This is a genomic window from Flavobacterium sp. WC2421, assembly GCF_040822115.1.
GTDB lineage: Bacteria > Bacteroidota > Bacteroidia > Flavobacteriales > Flavobacteriaceae > Flavobacterium.
The window spans coordinates 914081-931501 of sequence record NZ_CP162004.1 but is presented as its reverse complement, the minus strand read 5'-3'; the positions used below and the strand labels follow the sequence as shown (position 1 = coordinate 931501).

18 protein-coding genes and 1 tRNA gene are annotated in these 17421 nt (G+C 31.4%); 9 read left to right on the top strand and 10 right to left on the bottom strand.

The genetic code is table 11. The annotated features are described in order from the left end of the window. The first annotated feature begins 8 nt into the window (after positions 1–8). Entirely contained in the window at positions 9–989 is a 981-nt protein-coding gene (locus AB3G33_RS03865; protein WP_367772751.1) for an SPFH domain-containing protein, read from the top strand. An 18-nt stretch (positions 990–1007) separates the two neighbouring features. Here the strand turns inward: AB3G33_RS03865 and AB3G33_RS03860 are convergent, their stop codons facing one another. The 4 genes from AB3G33_RS03860 to AB3G33_RS03845 all read right to left on the bottom strand — a co-directional run bounded on the left by AB3G33_RS03860 (position 1008) and on the right by AB3G33_RS03845 (position 4386). Then, entirely contained in the window at positions 1008–1271 is a 264-nt protein-coding gene (locus AB3G33_RS03860; RefSeq protein WP_367772749.1) for a DUF6327 family protein, read from the bottom strand. Positions 1272–1274: 3 nt separating this feature from the next. Then, positions 1275–1625, bottom strand: a complete 351-nt coding sequence (locus AB3G33_RS03855; protein ID WP_367772747.1) for a competence protein — start codon at positions 1623–1625, stop codon at positions 1275–1277. A 27-nt stretch (positions 1626–1652) separates the two neighbouring features. Next, positions 1653–1982, bottom strand: a complete 330-nt coding sequence (locus AB3G33_RS03850) for a YtxH domain-containing protein (protein ID WP_367772745.1) — start codon at positions 1980–1982, stop codon at positions 1653–1655. A 280-nt stretch (positions 1983–2262) separates the two neighbouring features. After that, positions 2263–4386 carry a glutamine--tRNA ligase/YqeY domain fusion protein gene (locus tag AB3G33_RS03845; RefSeq protein ID WP_367772743.1) on the bottom strand — a complete coding sequence of 708 codons (2124 nt, stop codon included), beginning with the start codon at positions 4384–4386 and terminating at the stop codon, positions 2263–2265. 101 nt (positions 4387–4487) lie between these two features. Here AB3G33_RS03845 and folB point away from each other — a divergent pair, with 101 nt between their 5' ends. After that, positions 4488–4847, top strand: a complete 360-nt coding sequence (gene folB, locus AB3G33_RS03840) for a dihydroneopterin aldolase (RefSeq protein WP_367772741.1) — start codon at positions 4488–4490, stop codon at positions 4845–4847. 70 nt (positions 4848–4917) lie between these two features. Further along, a tRNA-Cys gene (locus AB3G33_RS03835) sits at positions 4918–4988 on the top strand. A gap of 235 nt (positions 4989–5223) precedes the next feature. Here AB3G33_RS03835 and AB3G33_RS03830 read toward each other — a convergent pair. The 3 genes from AB3G33_RS03830 to rnr are packed head-to-tail and all read right to left on the bottom strand — an operon-like array spanning position 5224 to position 8815. Next, complete coding sequence (locus AB3G33_RS03830; RefSeq protein WP_367772739.1) at positions 5224–5907, bottom strand: LysE family translocator; 684 nt, start codon at positions 5905–5907, stop codon at positions 5224–5226. A 39-nt stretch (positions 5908–5946) separates the two neighbouring features. After that, positions 5947–6618 carry a head GIN domain-containing protein gene (locus AB3G33_RS03825; RefSeq protein ID WP_367772737.1) on the bottom strand — a complete coding sequence of 224 codons (672 nt, stop codon included), beginning with the start codon at positions 6616–6618 and terminating at the stop codon, positions 5947–5949. A gap of 7 nt (positions 6619–6625) precedes the next feature. Then, positions 6626–8815 carry a ribonuclease R gene (gene rnr / locus AB3G33_RS03820; RefSeq protein WP_367772735.1) on the bottom strand — a complete coding sequence of 730 codons (2190 nt, stop codon included), beginning with the start codon at positions 8813–8815 and terminating at the stop codon, positions 6626–6628. Between the two features lie 121 nt (positions 8816–8936). Here rnr and AB3G33_RS03815 point away from each other — a divergent pair, with 121 nt between their 5' ends. The 3 genes from AB3G33_RS03815 to AB3G33_RS03805 all read left to right on the top strand — a co-directional run bounded on the left by AB3G33_RS03815 (position 8937) and on the right by AB3G33_RS03805 (position 11648). Beyond that, positions 8937–9176, top strand: a complete 240-nt coding sequence (locus AB3G33_RS03815) for a DUF2007 domain-containing protein (protein ID WP_367756192.1) — start codon at positions 8937–8939, stop codon at positions 9174–9176. A gap of 695 nt (positions 9177–9871) precedes the next feature. Beyond that, entirely contained in the window at positions 9872–10300 is a 429-nt protein-coding gene (gene rpiB / locus AB3G33_RS03810) for a ribose 5-phosphate isomerase B (RefSeq protein WP_367772733.1), read from the top strand. 205 nt (positions 10301–10505) lie between these two features. Then, entirely contained in the window at positions 10506–11648 is a 1143-nt protein-coding gene (locus tag AB3G33_RS03805; protein ID WP_367772731.1) for an ATP-binding protein, read from the top strand. Between the two features lie 12 nt (positions 11649–11660). Here AB3G33_RS03805 and AB3G33_RS03800 read toward each other — a convergent pair whose 3' ends face one another. Further along, on the bottom strand, positions 11661–11945 hold the full coding sequence (locus AB3G33_RS03800; RefSeq protein ID WP_367772729.1) for a DUF1294 domain-containing protein: 285 nt from the start codon (positions 11943–11945) through the stop codon (positions 11661–11663). A 54-nt stretch (positions 11946–11999) separates the two neighbouring features. Between AB3G33_RS03800 and AB3G33_RS03795 the strand changes: the two genes are divergently transcribed. Further along, positions 12000–14123: a Tex family protein gene (locus AB3G33_RS03795; protein WP_367772727.1), complete on the top strand. Its 2124-nt coding sequence runs from the start codon at positions 12000–12002 to the stop codon at positions 14121–14123. Between the two features lie 72 nt (positions 14124–14195). Here the strand turns inward: AB3G33_RS03795 and AB3G33_RS03790 are convergent, their stop codons facing one another. Then, the gene (locus AB3G33_RS03790) at positions 14196–14711 is read right to left on the bottom strand and encodes a PepSY domain-containing protein (RefSeq protein ID WP_367756184.1); all 516 of its coding nucleotides are present in this window, start codon (positions 14709–14711) and stop codon (positions 14196–14198) included. Between the two features lie 201 nt (positions 14712–14912). Then, positions 14913–15305, bottom strand: coding sequence for a Dabb family protein (locus AB3G33_RS03785; RefSeq protein ID WP_367772725.1), 393 nt, complete (start codon positions 15303–15305; stop codon positions 14913–14915). Positions 15306–15672: 367 nt separating this feature from the next. On the opposite strand from AB3G33_RS03785, the gene AB3G33_RS03780 reads away from it, so the two are divergent. Together AB3G33_RS03780 and AB3G33_RS03775 are read left to right on the top strand one after the other, a co-directional pair. Next, positions 15673–16236, top strand: a complete 564-nt coding sequence (locus AB3G33_RS03780; RefSeq protein ID WP_367772723.1) for a Crp/Fnr family transcriptional regulator — start codon at positions 15673–15675, stop codon at positions 16234–16236. Between the two features lie 93 nt (positions 16237–16329). Next, positions 16330–17397 carry an SDR family oxidoreductase gene (locus AB3G33_RS03775; protein WP_367772721.1) on the top strand — a complete coding sequence of 356 codons (1068 nt, stop codon included), beginning with the start codon at positions 16330–16332 and terminating at the stop codon, positions 17395–17397. The last annotated feature ends 24 nt before the right edge of the window (positions 17398–17421 follow it).

Here is a 17421-nt window from a genome sequence, read left to right as displayed (position 1 = left end):
ATATAATTATGAACATTGCATTACTTATTATTCTTGTTTTTGGATTCTTTATCTTACTCTCCTCCTTCTTTACTGTCAAACAACAATCGTCAGTAATTATAGAACGATTTGGAAAATTTCACAGCGTAAGACAATCGGGTTTACATTTAAAAATTCCATTGATTGATAGAGTTGCAGGACGCGTAAATCTAAAAATCCAACAACTGGATGTTATTATCGAAACCAAAACAAAAGACAACGTATTTGTAAAACTTAAAGTTTCAGTACAGTTTATGGTTGTAAAAGATACCGTGTATGATGCCTTTTATAAACTTGAATATGCACATGATCAAATCACCTCTTATGTATTTGATGTGGTTCGTGCCGAAGTTCCAAAACTAAAACTGGATGATGTATTTGAAAGAAAAGATGATATTGCTATTGCAGTAAAAAGAGAATTGAATGAAGCTATGACCACTTACGGTTACACTATCATCAATACTTTAGTTACTGATATTGATCCAGATATTCAAGTTAAAAACGCCATGAACAGAATAAATGCTGCTGATAGAGAGAAAACAGTAGCTGAATTTGAAGCAGAAGCATCTAGAATTAGAATTGTTGCCAAAGCCAAAGCAGAAGCCGAAAGTAAGCGTTTACAAGGACAAGGTATTGCTGATCAAAGAAGAGAGATTGCAAGAGGATTAGTTGAAAGTGTGGATGTACTGAATAGAGTTGGAATAAACTCACAAGAAGCCTCGGCCCTTATAGTAGTTACGCAACATTACGACACATTACAAGCCATTGGCGCAGACTCCAATTCAAATTTAATTTTATTACCTAATTCACCACAAGCAGGAAGCGAAATGCTAAATAACATGGTAGCTTCATTTAGTGCATCCAATCAAGTGGGAGAAATGATGAAAAAAACAAATAGAAAACAAGCGAAGAAAGAAGTAAAAGAAATTGAACCTTCAAGAGAAGAAGATGAAGCAGAAGAAGAAATATAACAACAACAAAAAAGAGGCTTAACGGCCTCTTTTTTTAAATATCCATTTTGTTATAAATGGAAATGCTAATCCTATAATCTTTCCATAAGGTCCTGGAATACTTGGACTAAATGAGCTTACAATACCACTTACAGCATTTTTCATGATGTTTTTTGGCTCTAAATTCTCTTTTACACCTTGTATCTCTAAATGGATTTTTTGAAGGTTTATTTCCTTCTCAATTTTTAAAATTTCTAGTTCTCTATCAATCTGAGCATAAGACGAATATTTTCTTGTTCCCATAATTTAGTCGTTAAAAAATATTTCTGAAAATTTCTCTAAAAGAGGTCCTTCAATCATTTTATCTTTTATTAAAAATAACAGCATAGTAAAGAAAAAATATATCCCTCCTACAATTAAAAAACCCAAAGGATAACTATCAAAATAATTTCCAATAGCAAAAGCTAGAGCAAAGGAACAAAAGAATAAAACCATAGCAATACCTAATAAAATTAATGAAAATTTTAAAAATGCTGTAGTCGATTTCATCGCCATCTTGAAACTACGTAATTTATAATACTCAAGACTATTTTCTAAGTATTTAGTAACATGTTCCTGAATATTCTCTGAATTTTCTTTTAATTCTTCAAAAGCCATATTTTGATTTTTTTAAATTCTATTCGTTTATTTTTGAAGCTTGGCATTTTGTTCTTTTAATTCGGCCAATTTTATTTCCAGAAAAGAAATAACATCTTCAGTTTTGTGACTCATATCAGAAAGTAAATCAACATACGTTTCTTCTAAATCTAATTTAGCACTTTTTAGTTTGTGTTTCATTTCACCAGAAAGATCATCTAATTTATATTTAAAATCCTTTTGCGCATCTTTATATCCGTCTTTAATTTTTCCTCTTGTTTTTGAACCTTTATCTGGAGCAAATAAAATTCCTATTCCAGCTCCAATAGCAGCACCAGTTAAAATGGCTAATAATGTATTTCCTGTACTATTTGACATAACTCTATTTTTAAAATTTATACTTTTTATAAAGTTAGCTATTTTATTAACATAACGCTGTTAACAAGCCGTTAAAGTGAGAATAATTGTGCTAAAAACGATTATAAAGATTATAGAAGGATAAAAAAACATAAATCATATAAGATAACGTTAAAATATAAAAAGGCTTTAAAAACGTTCTTTTAAAGCTGTTTTTAATTACTAAATCTGATGTTTTTTATAAAAAGTATAGAAAATATCAATAATAAAAAAACACCTTAAATAAAGGTGTTTTTGATAATTATAATTGATGAAGTACTTGGTCTATAATCTCCGATTCTCTTTCGGTAGTACTTTTGGTTGGATTTGATTTTAGTTTTAAAATCTCCTCTTTAAATGAATTTACAAAATCTAAATCATAATCAAGGTCTCTTAAATTCAAAAGTGTTTTAGATCGTACAAATGTAGATTCACTTCTCAAAGACATTAAAAATAATTTAGAAAGTTCTTCTTTATCAAAATCGGCTGATTTTAAATTGGAATATTTTAAAATAAAATTAGCAAACAACAACGAAGCTTTATTATTGTTAATATTCTTTTTGAAAGAATTTTGTAATAAACTATAATTCGCAATCGCTGCTAGGGTTTCACCAATACTATTTTCAATAGCCAAACGTTCCGGTTTAGTAGCTACTTTAAAATATTTATTGATGTCTTTTAATGAGTTATTAATACTATTTAGTTCTTTCTTTCCTTTTTCTTCCCAGGCATCTTTTAAACCAACTGTTTTATTAAATACTAATTTAGAAGGAGTTGAATCTTTATCCACATTGAAATAACCCAATCGTTGAAATTGGAATTTATCTCCACTAACAGCAGTTGCTAGACTAGGTTCAACATATCCCGTAACCGTTTCAAGAGAAGTTTTGTTCATGAAATCAAGAAAGTTTTTATCTTTATGACTGTCTGGTGCTTCATCTATAAATAAACGATCATACAAACGAACTTCAGCTGGAACGGCATGTTTAATAGAAACCCAATGCAAGGTTCCCGCTACTTTACGTTTAGATGCTTCACTCCCACTCCCACTTAAAGAATCCGTATCATAAGTAACATGAATTTCAGTAATATTTCCTTCACTATCTTTTACAACACTTTCTCCTTTAATGATATAGGCATTTTTAAGACGCACTTCATTACCTAAACTTAAACGGAAAAATTTGGCTGGAGCCACTTCTAAAAAGTCTTCTCTTTCAATATATAATTCTCTAGAAAAAGGAACTTGTCTAAAACCTGCAGTTTCATCTTCTTGATTATTTTCTGCTTCTAATGATTCTTCTTTTCCTTCTGGATAATTAGTAATAATAACTTTAACAGGATCTAAAACTGCCATCACTCTAGGAGCCGTTTTATTTAAATCTTCGCGTAAGCAAAATTCTAAAAGAGAAACATCAATAATATTTTCTCTTTTAGCAACACCAATCGTATCACAAAATTTACGGATAGAATTAGCGGTATATCCTCTTCTTCTTAATCCAGAAATAGTAGGCATTCTAGGATCATCCCAACCATTTACAATGTTTTCTTGAACCAATTGTAATAACTTACGTTTGCTCATCACTGTATAATTCAAGTTCAAACGAGCAAATTCATATTGATGTGGTTTCACCTTAGTATCATCGTAAATTTGATCTAAAAACCAATTGTATAATTCTCTATGCATTACAAATTCTAGCGTACAAATAGAGTGCGAAATTTGTTCTATATAATCACTTTCGCCATGAGCATAATCATACATAGGATAGATTTTCCAATCGTTTCCAGTTCTATGATGATGACGATGTAAAATACGATACATTAATGGATCACGCATTAACATATTAGTAGAAGTCATATCAATTTTGGCACGTAAAACATGACTTCCTTCTGGAAAATCACCGTTTTTCATTCCTTCAAATAAAGTCAAATTCTCCTCGATAGAACGATTTCTATAAGGTCCATCAACACCTGGTTGTGTAGGAGTTCCTTTTTGAGTAGCCATATCTTCGGATGATTGACTGTCAATATAAGCCTTCCCTTTATTGATCATGATAATCGCCCAATCGTATAATTGTTGGAAATAATCAGAAGCATAATGTTCTTCATCCCACTTAAAACCCAACCATTGCAAATCTTCTTTAATAGCATCTACATACTCCTGCTCTTCTTTAGCAGGATTTGTATCATCAAAACGTAAATTTACAGGTGCATTATAACGTAAACCCAATCCAAATTGCAAACAAATCGATTTAGCATGACCAATATGTAAATAACCATTAGGTTCTGGCGGAAAACGGAAACGGAGTTTATCTTTTGGAAATCCATCAGTTAGGTTTTCCTCTATGATTTGTTCTATAAAATGGAGTGATTTATCTTCAGTTGACATTATTTTGTTTTATTTTAGCAAAGGTAAAAAAAAGTTTAAGGATTAACGTTTAAAGTTAACACAAGAAACAGTAAACTGCTAACATTAAATAAAAAATTAAAATGGGAACTATTAAACTAAAAAATATACGCACCTATTCTTATCACGGTTGTTTGATAGAAGAAGGAAAAATTGGTTCAGATTACTCCGTTGACTTAGAAATTAAAACCGATTTAAGAAAATCATGTATCAGTGATGATCTACATGATACGGTAGATTATGTTCTATTAAACCGAATTGTAGTTGAAGAAATGGAGATTCGTTCCCATTTATTAGAACATGTAGGTCATCGAATCATAACAAGAGTTTTTAATGAAATTCCCGAAGTTTCAAGAATCCTTCTTGGTGTATCAAAACTAAACCCTCCTATTGGTGGTGATGTAGAATCAGTTACAATAGAATTAGAAGAATATAGAAGTTAAAAACAAAACTTTTGGACTAAAAGTTTTAAACTTTGGAGATTTTAGTTACTTTTGCAGTCCATTAAACAATGGCGTCGTGGCCGAGTGGCTAGGCTGGGCTCTGCAAAAGCTCCTACTGCGGTTCGAATCCGCACGATGCCTCAAAAGAGATACAGCAATGTATCTCTTTTTTTATATCTAATTTTTAAAGAATTGTTTCGCAGATATTCGAAAAGGAAACAAAAAAATTACTTACTTTTAAAACTATTGACATAATAAAAGCTATTTATAAAACGTAACTTTTCTTAATATTACAATGTTTAAACCTTAATTCAATACATTTTTAAACATAAAAAAACCGCTCAATTAGAGCGGTTTACATCTATTTTATAAAAATTTAATGTTGTTTTTCTATTTTCTGAAAAGCGTTTTTAACCATTTCTTTTTCTTTTGGAAACCAGCCTTGAGTTATTAACACTACTCCAAAAACCATTAGAACTACACTTATTCCTTTTTTTATTTTAAGAATATTAGTGGGTGTCATCTTCGTTTTTAATTGTTTAGCTAATAATATTTTAATACAATCAACCAATAAATAAGTGATGATTACAGTACTAAAAAAAGTTAACATTCTGGAATTTTCCATATCTAATTTTGGACCAACAGAAATAATAATAGCTAACCAAAATCCTAATACTCCAATGTTAATAATGTTTAAAAAGAATCCTTTTATAAAAAGACTTAAGTAATTTTTTTTGATGATTTCTTTGTCAATTTCTGCAGTATTTATTTTTTTTTCTTTTCGTAAACTAATGAACGAAATAACACCATAAGCCAACATTAAAATACCTCCAAATATAAAAAGAGCAGGTTTGTCTTTTAAACTTTGAATTAATCTAAAACTACCTAAATATGCAATTCCAATAAAACAAATATCACCTAAGACCACACCTAAATCAAAAACTAAAGCCGCTCTAAATCCTTTTATTATACTTGTTTCAAGTAAAATAAAAAAAACGGGACCTATCATAAAGCTTAAGAAAATTCCCCAAGGAATACCTGATAAAATATCGTTAACCATTAATAATTGAAATTTGTTTTGGAATAAAAAGATTGCAATTTAATTTTTTTCTATAATTTTTCCACCAAAAAGGGTTTCTTTATTTATCTGTTCTGGTTTTCCATACACATAAATAGCTCCACCAGCCTTTACTTTTGCATCCACTAATACACTAGCATTAATTTCAGCATTTCCTCCTGCAGAAACGTTTATTGAGGTTTGTGATGTCTCTAATTCTTTGGCTTTTAAAACACCTCCAGACATAATTACTACATCTTGATTAACAGCAGTCCCGGATAATTCTATTATCCCACCACTAACGGCTTTTACATTTACTTTTTTAGTTCCATCTAATTGTAAATTGATCTCTGCTCCTTCTCTAACATTTAAATCTAAGATAGTTTCTTTAAAAACACCATCACTTGAAACATAAGAACCTTCACTAGCTGCTATTCCATCAATGTTTTTAAAATACAATTTGATAGAAATATCATTTCCTGATAATAATTTAGGAAATGGCATTCTTATTTTAAGTTCTCCATTATTATTTACAAACTCAACTTCATCTTCCCTATCTCCAGTAATAATTGCTTTATTTTCTGAGGACGAAATTAATTTAACATTCAGTTTATCAAAAACTTTAATAGTATTAAAGTCACCAATGTTCTTAGTGACTTGAGCAAAAGTAGTTTGAACTACTAATGCAAGAGTTAAAATCAATACTTTTTTCATAATTTGTTTATTTTACAGGTTCATCAATTCTTCTTAAAAAATTAAAATCCAATTGTTTTTTAACTAAATCGGCATTTTTAACCTTAACGAAGATTTCGTCTCCTAATTGTAATAATTGATTTGAAGTTGCTCCAACCAATGCATATTGTTTTTCATCAAAGGTGTAATAATCGTCTTTTATATCCCGAATACGCACCATTCCTTCACATTTGTTTTCTATAATTTCAACATAAATTCCCCATTCAGTCACTCCTGAAATTACACCTAAAAACTCTTGATCTTGATGATCTTGCATGTATTTTACCTGCATGTACTTGATAGAATCCCTTTCGGCATTAGTTGCTAAACCTTCCATAGTAGAACAATGCAAACACTTGGTTTCATACAATTCTTCATCGGCCGATTTAGCTCCATCTAAATAAAACTGTAGCAAACGGTGTACCATAACGTCAGGATAACGACGAATAGGTGAAGTAAAATGAGAATAATAATCGAATGCTAATCCGTAGTGACCAATATTGTCTGTAGAATATTTGGCTTTACTCATCGAACGAATAGCCAAAGTATCAATTAAATTTTGCTCTTTTTTACCATTTACATCTTCCATTAATTTGTTTAAAGCTTGGGAAATAGAACCTTGCTGAAAATCTATTTTATAACCAAACTTAGAAATAAGCGCTTGCATAGCAAAAAGTTTATCTTCATTTGGCTCATCATGGATTCTATAAATGAATGTTTTCTTTTGTTTTCCAATAAATTCTGCTACTTTTTTATTGGCTAAAAGCATAAACTCTTCAATCAAATGATTGGCATCTTTAGACACTTTAAAATAAACACCTTCTGGTTCGCCTTCTTCACTTAAATTGAATTTTACTTCCACTTTATCAAATGAGATAGCGCCATCTTGCATTCTTTTTCTTCTAAAAATCTTAGCTAATTCATCTAATTTTAGCGTTGCTGCGACAATTTCAGGAGAAACTTGATATGAACTACCTGTAATCGAAATTTCTTCCGGAATGGTATCGTCTTTCGTTTCGATGATGTATTGCGCTTCTTCATAAGCAAATCGTTGATCTGAATAGATTACTGTTCGACCAAACCATTGGTTAATAACCTCACATTTTTCTGAAATTTCAAAAACAGCTGAAAAAGTATATTTTTCTTCTTGTGGACGTAATGAACAAGCAAAATTAGACAATACTTCAGGTAACATAGGTACTACCCTATCTACTAAATAGACTGATGTTGCACGTTGATAGGCTTCATCATCTAGTATTGTTCCTTCTTCTAGATAATACGAAACATCGGCAATATGAATTCCTATTTCGTAATTTCCATTTTCTAATTTTTTAAATGATAAAGCATCATCAAAATCTTTTGCATCTTTTGGATCAATGGTGAATGTTAGTGTATCACGCATATCACGACGATTAGCAATTTCAGTTTCAGTAATTGAAGTATCAATTTTTTGTGCATACGTTTCTACTTCAATAGGAAACTCTGATGGTAAACCATATTCGGCTAAAATAGCATGAATTTCCGTATCGTGCTCTCCAGGTTTACCTAGTACTTTTATTACTTTTCCAAAAGGACTATCGGCTCTGGAAGGCCAATCTTCGATATGAACTAAAACAACATCTCCTTGCTCTGCTTCTCCTATTTTATCCTTTGGAATAAAAATATCGGTATACATTTTTGGGTTGGCTGTTGAAACAAAAGAGAAATTCTTTTGGATGTCAATCACTCCAACAAAATCAGTTTTATTTCGTTCGATAACTTCAATAACCTCACCTTCAGGTCTTTTCCCTTTTCTTCGGTTATAAACATATACTTTGACAATGTCTTTATCTAAAGCATGATTTAAATTATTCGTTGGAATAAATACATCTTCCTCTAATTCAGCACAGACAAAATAAGCTGTTTTACGGCCCGTCATGTCTATTTTACCTTCGTAATATTCTTTACTGGCGGCTTTAATTAAATATTTTCCAGGTTCCGACTCGATAATTTTGTTTTGAGAAGCAAGAATCTTTAAATCTTTAATAATTTGATTTCTACTTTGTGTATCATCAAGTTCCAACTTTGCTCCTATTTGTTTATAATTGAATGCTTTATTAGCACTTTGCGATAGTATTTTTATAATTTGTTCAGAGAACTCTTTCTCTTTTTTTACCGGCTTTCTTAATCTTTTACTCATAAATCTTTTCTTAAAAGTCGAAAATTACAAAATAGTTAACAGTTATAAGAAAATAGCGGTCAGTTTTAAAGAAAATATAACTTTCACTAGATAGTTGTATCTTTATACAAAGAATCAAATTATGGAAGCATTTATCACTATCGCCGTTTTTGACTACATTCATGAAATTGAAATACTGAAACATCGATTGGATCAAGAAGGATTGCAATACTATTTTCAAAACGAAATTATGTCTTCTTTTGCACCAATGTACTCAACCGCTTTGGGAGGAATCCAACTTAAAATTCATCCTAACGATTTTTCAAGTGTCAAAACTATTCTTCAAGAAATGAAGTACGATAACAATTTAAAAATTGTCTAATTTTTTTGAAAGTTGTCAACACATATATAATACAACAAAAAGAAAAATTAAATTTAAATTATTTATTAATGGGTATTATAGCATGTTAATAGCTACTATAAATTTATTTTAAAAAGCTATGATATCAAGTTATAGTATGTTATTTATAGTTATTAACATAGTTATTTTTATCTAAGTCTTTAGTTTTAAAGAGTTACTATATTTTAATTAACAACAGTTAATAAACTAAAATTATTTGAATTTGTAAATAAGTATTTTTTTTATTTTTGTTGATAAACCTATTTTAAGTATTAATAACTTTTCTAAAAATTCAACAAACTAAATTAGGTTTTTAAAAGTGGGTTTTGGATTACTTATTTTTTCAATAGAACCAAAAAATACTTCTAATATTCTATCCGAAGTTATTAACATTTAATATTAATTTAAAGTTAACTGAATATCAAGCAATTGCGTTTCACTATTAACAATGTAAAATATTAACATTTTATTTTCGAATTATTTATTGATTATCAATGATTTATGTATTTATGAAAATTGTGGATAACTCATAAATAGATAGCAATCTGATAGTTATAATACATGTAAATAGATACTTTTTAAAGGACTTTATTTTTTTAACAAATAAACAAAAGCTTCATTTATAATATCCAATAATCTTTTGGTAAATTTGCACCACACAACTTAACAGATATAAAATGAAAATCTCAATAGGGAACGATCACGCTGGACCAGATTATAAAAAAGCCATTGTTGAAATGCTTATAACAAAGGGTCACGAAGTAACTAATTATGGAACAGATTCAGAAGATAGTGTAGATTATCCTGATTTTGGACATCCTGTAGCTACAGACGTTACTGAAGGAAAAGCAGATTTTGGGATCGTTATTTGCGGAAGCGGAAATGGAATTGCAATGACAGTAAATAAACATCCTAAAGTGAGAGCTGGTTTATGTTGGACTAAAGAGATTGCATATTTAACACGTTTACATAACGATGCTAATATTGTAAGTATTCCTGCTCGTTTTACCTCTATTCCGCAAGCAGTAGAAATTGTAGAAACTTTTCTAGCTACTGAATTCGAAGGAGGAAGACATCAAAATAGAGTGAATAAAATTTCTTGTTAATAAGGATTTTATAAAAAAATTGCGGGCCAAGGCCCAATTATTTTAGACGAGCTGAGTTTTAAACTAGGCTCGTTTTTTATTTCTATTGACTGAATTAACGTTAATTTAATTATTGTACTGACTGAATTAATGTAAATTCAGTCAATGTACTGACTGAATTATTATTTTTTATGTATATTTGAATTGTGTTTATAATTCAAAATAAATGAAAAGTCATTTAAAAAGAGCGATTTTTGATTCCTTTAGTAAAAAAGTACTACCTAATAAAGTATTGATTTTACTAGGTGCACGACGTGTTGGTAAAACAGAATTGATTAAAAATTATTTAGAAAATATTCCATCACCGACCTATTTACAATTAAATGGAGAGGATATTAATGACGCTAATTTACTCAAAGAGCGGTCGGTGGTTAATTACAAACGATTATTAGCTAATATAGATTTATTAGTTATTGATGAAGCCCAAACAATTCCTGAAATTGGTTTGATTTTAAAGTTGATTGTTGATAGTATTGAAGGTATTAAAATTATAGCTACAGGTTCTTCTATTTTCGATTTAAACAACACATTAGGCGAACCATTAGTAGGCCGTAAAAATACCTTATACCTTTATCCGCTGGCACAATTAGAGTTTTCAATACAAGAAAATTATAAGCAAACCATAGAAAAATTAGAAGAAAGACTGCTCTTTGGTAGTTATCCCGAGTTAATGCAATATCCTGATTGGGAAGAAAAAAAAGAGTATTTATTCGAAATAATTAATTCCTACTTACTTAAGGATATCCTTGTTTTTGAAGGGATAAAACATGCCGATAAAATATATAATTTACTGCGGTTGATTGCTTTCCAGATTGGCAAGGAAGTTTCAATACAAGAGTTAGCGAATCAATTGCAATTATCCAAAAATACGGTTGTTAATTATTTAGACTTATTGTCTAAGGTGTTTATCATTTTTAAAGTAGAAGGATTTAGTCGTAATCTTCGAAAAGAAATTGTAAAATCAAGTCGTTGGTATTTTTATGATAACGGTATCAGAAACGGAATTATAAATAATTTCAACCGATTAGAATCAAGAACAGATGTTGGTGATTTATGGGAAAACTATTTGGCTGTAGAGCGTATTAAGAAGCAAGAATATCAAAAATTGAACACTAAAAATTATTTTTGGCGCACCTATGACCAGCAAGAGTTAGACTGGTTAGAAGAAAAGGGACAATCATTGGCCGGCTTTGAATTTAAATGGAATGAGAACAAAAAAGCTAAAGTTCCTACGGCTTTCGCCAAAGCGTATCCAGAAGCTAATTTTGAGGTAATAAATAAGTCAAATTATTTAGATTTTATATTGTAATCTAAGACTAGATCAACTCTTAGGACCTAGTAAACCAGTATAGAATAAAGCATATATAATTGCAATTTGCAGTACTAGAATTCCAAAATACTTCCATAAAAACGAGTATTTTGACGTTTTATGTCTAAAAATCAACATAGCAATTCCAGCTCCAATAGTGCCTCCAAAGGCTACAAAACTTAAAAGAGTTTTCTCTGGAATTCTTCTTTTTTGTGCTTTTGCTAAATATTTATCATAACCAGTTAATACAAAGGCAATACCATTTATAATCAAAAAATAGTAGAATAAAAGAGTCATTTAACTTAATTTAAGACTCAAAGATATTATTTTAGCTGTTCGAAAAAAATTAAAATGAACAACATACAATTCATCTCCAAATTTGTAGCTACAGCAGCGATTAACATTCAAAAAACAGTTGAACTTTTACAAGAAGATTGTACGATTCCGTTTATTTCTAGGTATCGAAAAGACACTACAGGAAATCTAGATGAAGTGCAAATTGAAAATATAGCCAAGTTTCAAAAAGAATATGAGGTGATTGTAAAACGCAAGGAAGCAATTTTAAAATCAATCATGGAGCAAGGTGCTATGAACGAAGGATTGTTTGCTAAAATCGATAAAAGTTTTGATTTACAAGAATTAGAAGATTTCTACCTGCCTTTTAAAAAGAAGAAAAAAACTAAGGCTGATGTTGCTCGCGAAAGTGGATTAGAGCCATTGGCTAAAATTATCATGGCACAAAATAACGATGATGTTGATTTTATTGCTACAAAATACCTGAATGATACTATAATTAACGAAGATTTAGCCCTACAAGGCGCCCGTGACATTATTGCCGAATGGATTAATGAAAATATATATGTTCGTAAGCAATTGCGCCGTTTATACGAGCGCAAAGCGACGATTACAACTAAGGTAGTTAAAACCAAGAAAGAGGAGGAAGGCGCACAAAAATTCAATCAGTATTTTGATTGGTCAGAGCCGTTAACGAAAGCACCTTCACACCGTTTATTAGCGATGCTTCGTGCCGAAAATGAAGGTTTTATCAAGTTTAAAGTGGCCGTTGATATCGATGATGCCTATGCTATTATTGATGAATTGGTTTTAAAAGGACAAAATAAAGCAACTCCACATGTACAATTGGCTATTGAAGACAGTTACAAACGATTGTTGAATCCAGCGATTTCCAATGAAGCTTTGCAAGAAGCAAAAGCTAAGGCGGATGCCAATTCGATTCAAGTTTTTGCTAATAATCTAGGGCAGTTGTTACTAGCACCGCCTTTAGGAGAAAAACGAATTTTAGCCATTGATCCCGGTTTTAGATCGGGTTGTAAAATTGTTTGTTTGGATGAAAAAGGAGATTTGTTGTACAACGAAACCATTTATCCGCACGCGCCACAAAAAGAGGAAGCGATGGCGATGAAAAAAATTCGTTCGATGGTGAATTCTTATAAAATTGATGCTATTTCTATAGGAAACGGAACTGCTTCACGGGAAACCGAATTCTTCATAAAGAAAATTGCTTTCGATAAACCAGTACAAGTCTTCATAGTTTCCGAAGCTGGAGCCTCGGTATACTCAGCTTCTAAAATTGCAAGAGACGAGTTTCCTAATTATGATGTTACGGTTCGGGGTTCGGTTTCTATCGGGAGAAGATTGAGTGATCCATTGGCTGAATTGGTAAAAATTGACCCAAAAGCTATTGGCGTAGGTCAATACCAGCATGATGTGGACCAAAATAAACTAAAAGAAGAACTCGATAATACGGTAATTCGTTGCGTGAATTCAGTAGGTATAAACATCAATACGGCGAGCAAACATTTACTAAGTTATGTGAGTGGAATAGGAGAGAAGCTAGCCGAAAACATTGTGAACTATCGATCTGAAAATGGTCCTTTTGAAAACAGAAAACAACTGAAGAAAGTACCTCGATTGGGTGAAAAAGCATACCAACAAGGAGTCGCTTTTATCCGAATTTCGAATCCTAAAAATCCGTTGGATAATTCGGCTGTTCATCCAGAATCGTATGGAATTGTAGAGAAAATGGCCAAAGATTTAAAATTGACTGTGAATGATTTAATTGCCAATAAAGAAAAAACGGCCCTAATCAAACCAGAGAATTATATCACACCAGAGATAGGATTACTAGGATTGAAAGATATTATAAATGAGCTTGAAAAACCAGGATTAGACCCAAGAAAATCAGCTAAAGTATTTGAATTTGATCCCAATGTAAAAACGATAAAAGACGTTAAATCAGGAATGATAGTACCTGGAATTGTCAACAACATTACCAATTTTGGTTGTTTTGTAGATATTGGAGTCAAAGAAAGTGGTTTAGTTCATATCTCTCAGCTTAAAGCAGGCTTTGTAAGCGACGTAAATGAAGTAGTGAAGTTACACCAACATGTTCAGGTAAAAGTCACAGAAGTCGATGAGGATAGAAAACGCATTCAGTTGACGATGATCATTTAAAAACAAAAGCCTGACAACATTGTCAGGCTTTTGTTTTATTTATAAAAACTGTAATCGAATTAATAATTAAATCTATATAAATAATAAAATTAAGGTTAATACAATACCTGCAGCGGTAAAGTATAGTCCTTTTTTAAATATTGTTGTTTTTGGCATAAACATCCAAAATGATGATAGTACAAAAAAGAAAAGTGATAGTCCAAAAAAGACATTCAAAAAGAATAATGGTTCTCCTGATCTTGCCTTATGCAGGTGCGTCATTTTTTCTACAATTGCAGGAAGGCTTTCTGTTTTATAGTCAGCTACTCCTGTTTTTTTATTATAAGTTCCATCCTTAAAATAAACAACGTCACCTTCTTCACGATCTGGTTTAAAACCACGGATCTCAAGCATACGACCTAAATCCTCTCCACTAGCATTGGTCTTTACTGTTTTAACGATCTGTTTTTGTTGTTTTAGAAAACTAGTATCTCTAAAAATTAATACTAATCCGCTTAGGGAATAAACAGCCATAATTCCAGCAAGGAAAAAGCCTAGATAGCGGTGAACTATGCGCATTGTCGCATTAAGGTTTTGTTTTTTTGACATAAGTAAATGGTTTTTTTATAGTTTTTTATTTTTCTTTATTTGACCTCAAAAGCTATAAAAGGTTTAATCAAGTAAATATTTTTTTTAGTTTTATTTACTTCACGATTTTCTATAAGAAAGGTTTCAAGAAATAATTCTTCAAACTTCAATTGTAATGCTACTTTTAGAATAGAACATTCATGATAATTTCATTTTCATTGGTTACACATCAATAGAATCATAAACAAGTACTTTGGTCCAAAGATGGGAACAGTTCTTCACAAAAGCTTGATGAATTGGGTGATCCTGATATACTTTTTGACCCGCTTCATCATCAAAAAACATGAGTTCCGATACATCCCAAGAGGTGTCTACTACCTCCCGTTTTTCAGTAGAGGCCAAAACACCTACATGAATATGACGAATCGTTGGAATGGCAGCTAAGGTTTTTAGACCAGAAATTAATTGTTGTTTATCTGCTTCGGATTCTGGGTTTTTTAACCAAAAAAATACATGGTGTAATAAAGGTTTTTCAATTGGTCGTTTTGCAAATCCAAAAATACCAGCAATTCCCAATAAAGCTGTTGATCCTATAAATCTTCTTCGTACCATCATTTATTTATTTTTAAATGTAAATATCGAATTTTTAAAATAAAAAAAGAGAAAAACTGCTCCTTTATTTAACACCTATAATTCAAATGTAGATTTTACGTTTATAAAAGTTTCTTTTGTGCATTATTTTGCTGAGTAACAGAAAAAGCGGTGAATGGTTTTGAATATTTAATCAAAAACGAAATAGTTAAATCAAGCCGGTTAATACTACTGCTTATGATCTAATTATTCCTACTATTTTGTATCTTATCAAATAAAAAGCAAGTTATACTTCAAGCAGTCACCCTTTAATAAATAAAACCCAATAATTGTGAGTTGTAGTCAGTCTCCTTTTTTTAATTATTTTTATACCGTTTTTTAAAAACAAATAATGGAAGCAATTTTAAGACAACATATTGAGAAAATAGTACTATTAACGGATGATGAATTTCTATTTGTGCTTTCTCACTTTTCGATAGGAAAATATAAAAAACATCAATATCTAGTTCAGCAAGATAATCCCGTTCCGTATGTTCATTTCGTAGTTAAAGGTTTGTTGAAATCGTATTATATAGACCACTCGGGTAAGAGTCATATTCTTCAATTTGCCATGGAAGATTGGTGGGTAACGGATAGTCACGGATTTTATAATAATCAAAATGCCACACTCAATATTGATTGTTTAGAAGATGCACAAACGTATTACATCACTCTTGAAAACAGGCAAAAGCTGTGCGCAGAGTTACAGAAAATGGAGTTCTTCTTTTTGCAAAAAATGACCGCTGGTAATATTGCACTTCAAAGCAGGATTCTATCGTTAATGAGCAAGAATTCTGAGGAACGATATGCGCAATTTATCCAATTATATCCAGATTTGATTCACCGTATTCCTAAAACTTTAATAGCCTCTTATCTTGGAATTTCGAGAGAGACATTGAGTCGTTTATCGCATTGATGTGATATAGGTCACAAAAAAGATGTGATGTATGTCCTATATTATTCCATGGCTGTTTTCGAATTTTGTACTTCAAAATTTAAAAACACAAATATGAAAAATATAGCGTTAATAGTTGGGGCAACAGGGATTACAGGTAATAATCTTGCAGAAAGACTTATTGCTAGAGGCTGGATCACTTTTGGCTTAGCCAGAAACCCTCGAAAAGATATAGAAAATCTACAGCCTGTTGCTGCTGATCTTTTAGATCTTGAAAATTTAAAGCTAGCTTTAAAAGATGTTTCTCCTACCCATGTTTACATTACAAGTTGGATGCGTCAGGATACTGAAGCAGAAAATATAAGAGTAAATAGCTTGATGGTTAGAAATCTTCTAGAGGCCTTATCTTCTAAAAAATCAGTGCAGCACGTAGCGCTTGTTACAGGATTGAAACATTATCTTGGACCTTTTGAGGCTTACGCCAAAGAAGGATTTTTACCCGAAACCCCATTTAGAGAAGAACAACCTCGTCTTGACATAGAAAACTTTTACTATGCACAAGAGGACGAAGTTTATGCCGCAGCAGCACGTGATGGTTTTACATGGAGCATTCACCGTCCGCACACTGTTATTGGGAAAGCGGTGGGTAACTTAATGAATCTAGGAACAACCCTTGCTGTGTATGCTAGCATTTGCAAAGAAAATGGAAAATCGTTTCAGTGGCCAGGTTCAGAAGCACAATGGAATGGACTTTCGGATGTTACGGATGCTAGAGTATTAGCAGAGCATTTAATTTGGGCTTCTACTACGGAAGCGGCCAAAAATGAAGCATTTAATGTCGTAAATGGAGACTATTTTCGCTGGAAATGGCTGTGGGGAAAAATAGCATCTTCGTTCGGGATTGAGGCAATAGGTTATGATGGTATGATTCATCCTCTTGAAGAGCAAATGGAGAATCAAGCTCCTGTTTGGGGAAAAATAGCTCTGGAACATGCTCTTGAAGAATCAAATATAGATAGATTGGCCTCTCCTTGGCATACGGATCTTGACTTGGGACGCCCCATAGAAGTGATGACTGATATGTCTAAAAGTCGTACACTGGGCTTTAGTGTTTATCAGAGAACTGAAGAATCTTTTTACGATTTATTTGAAAAGCTCCGCCTAGAAAGATTAATTCCTTAATTAAAAAAGCTAATGAATTTATCA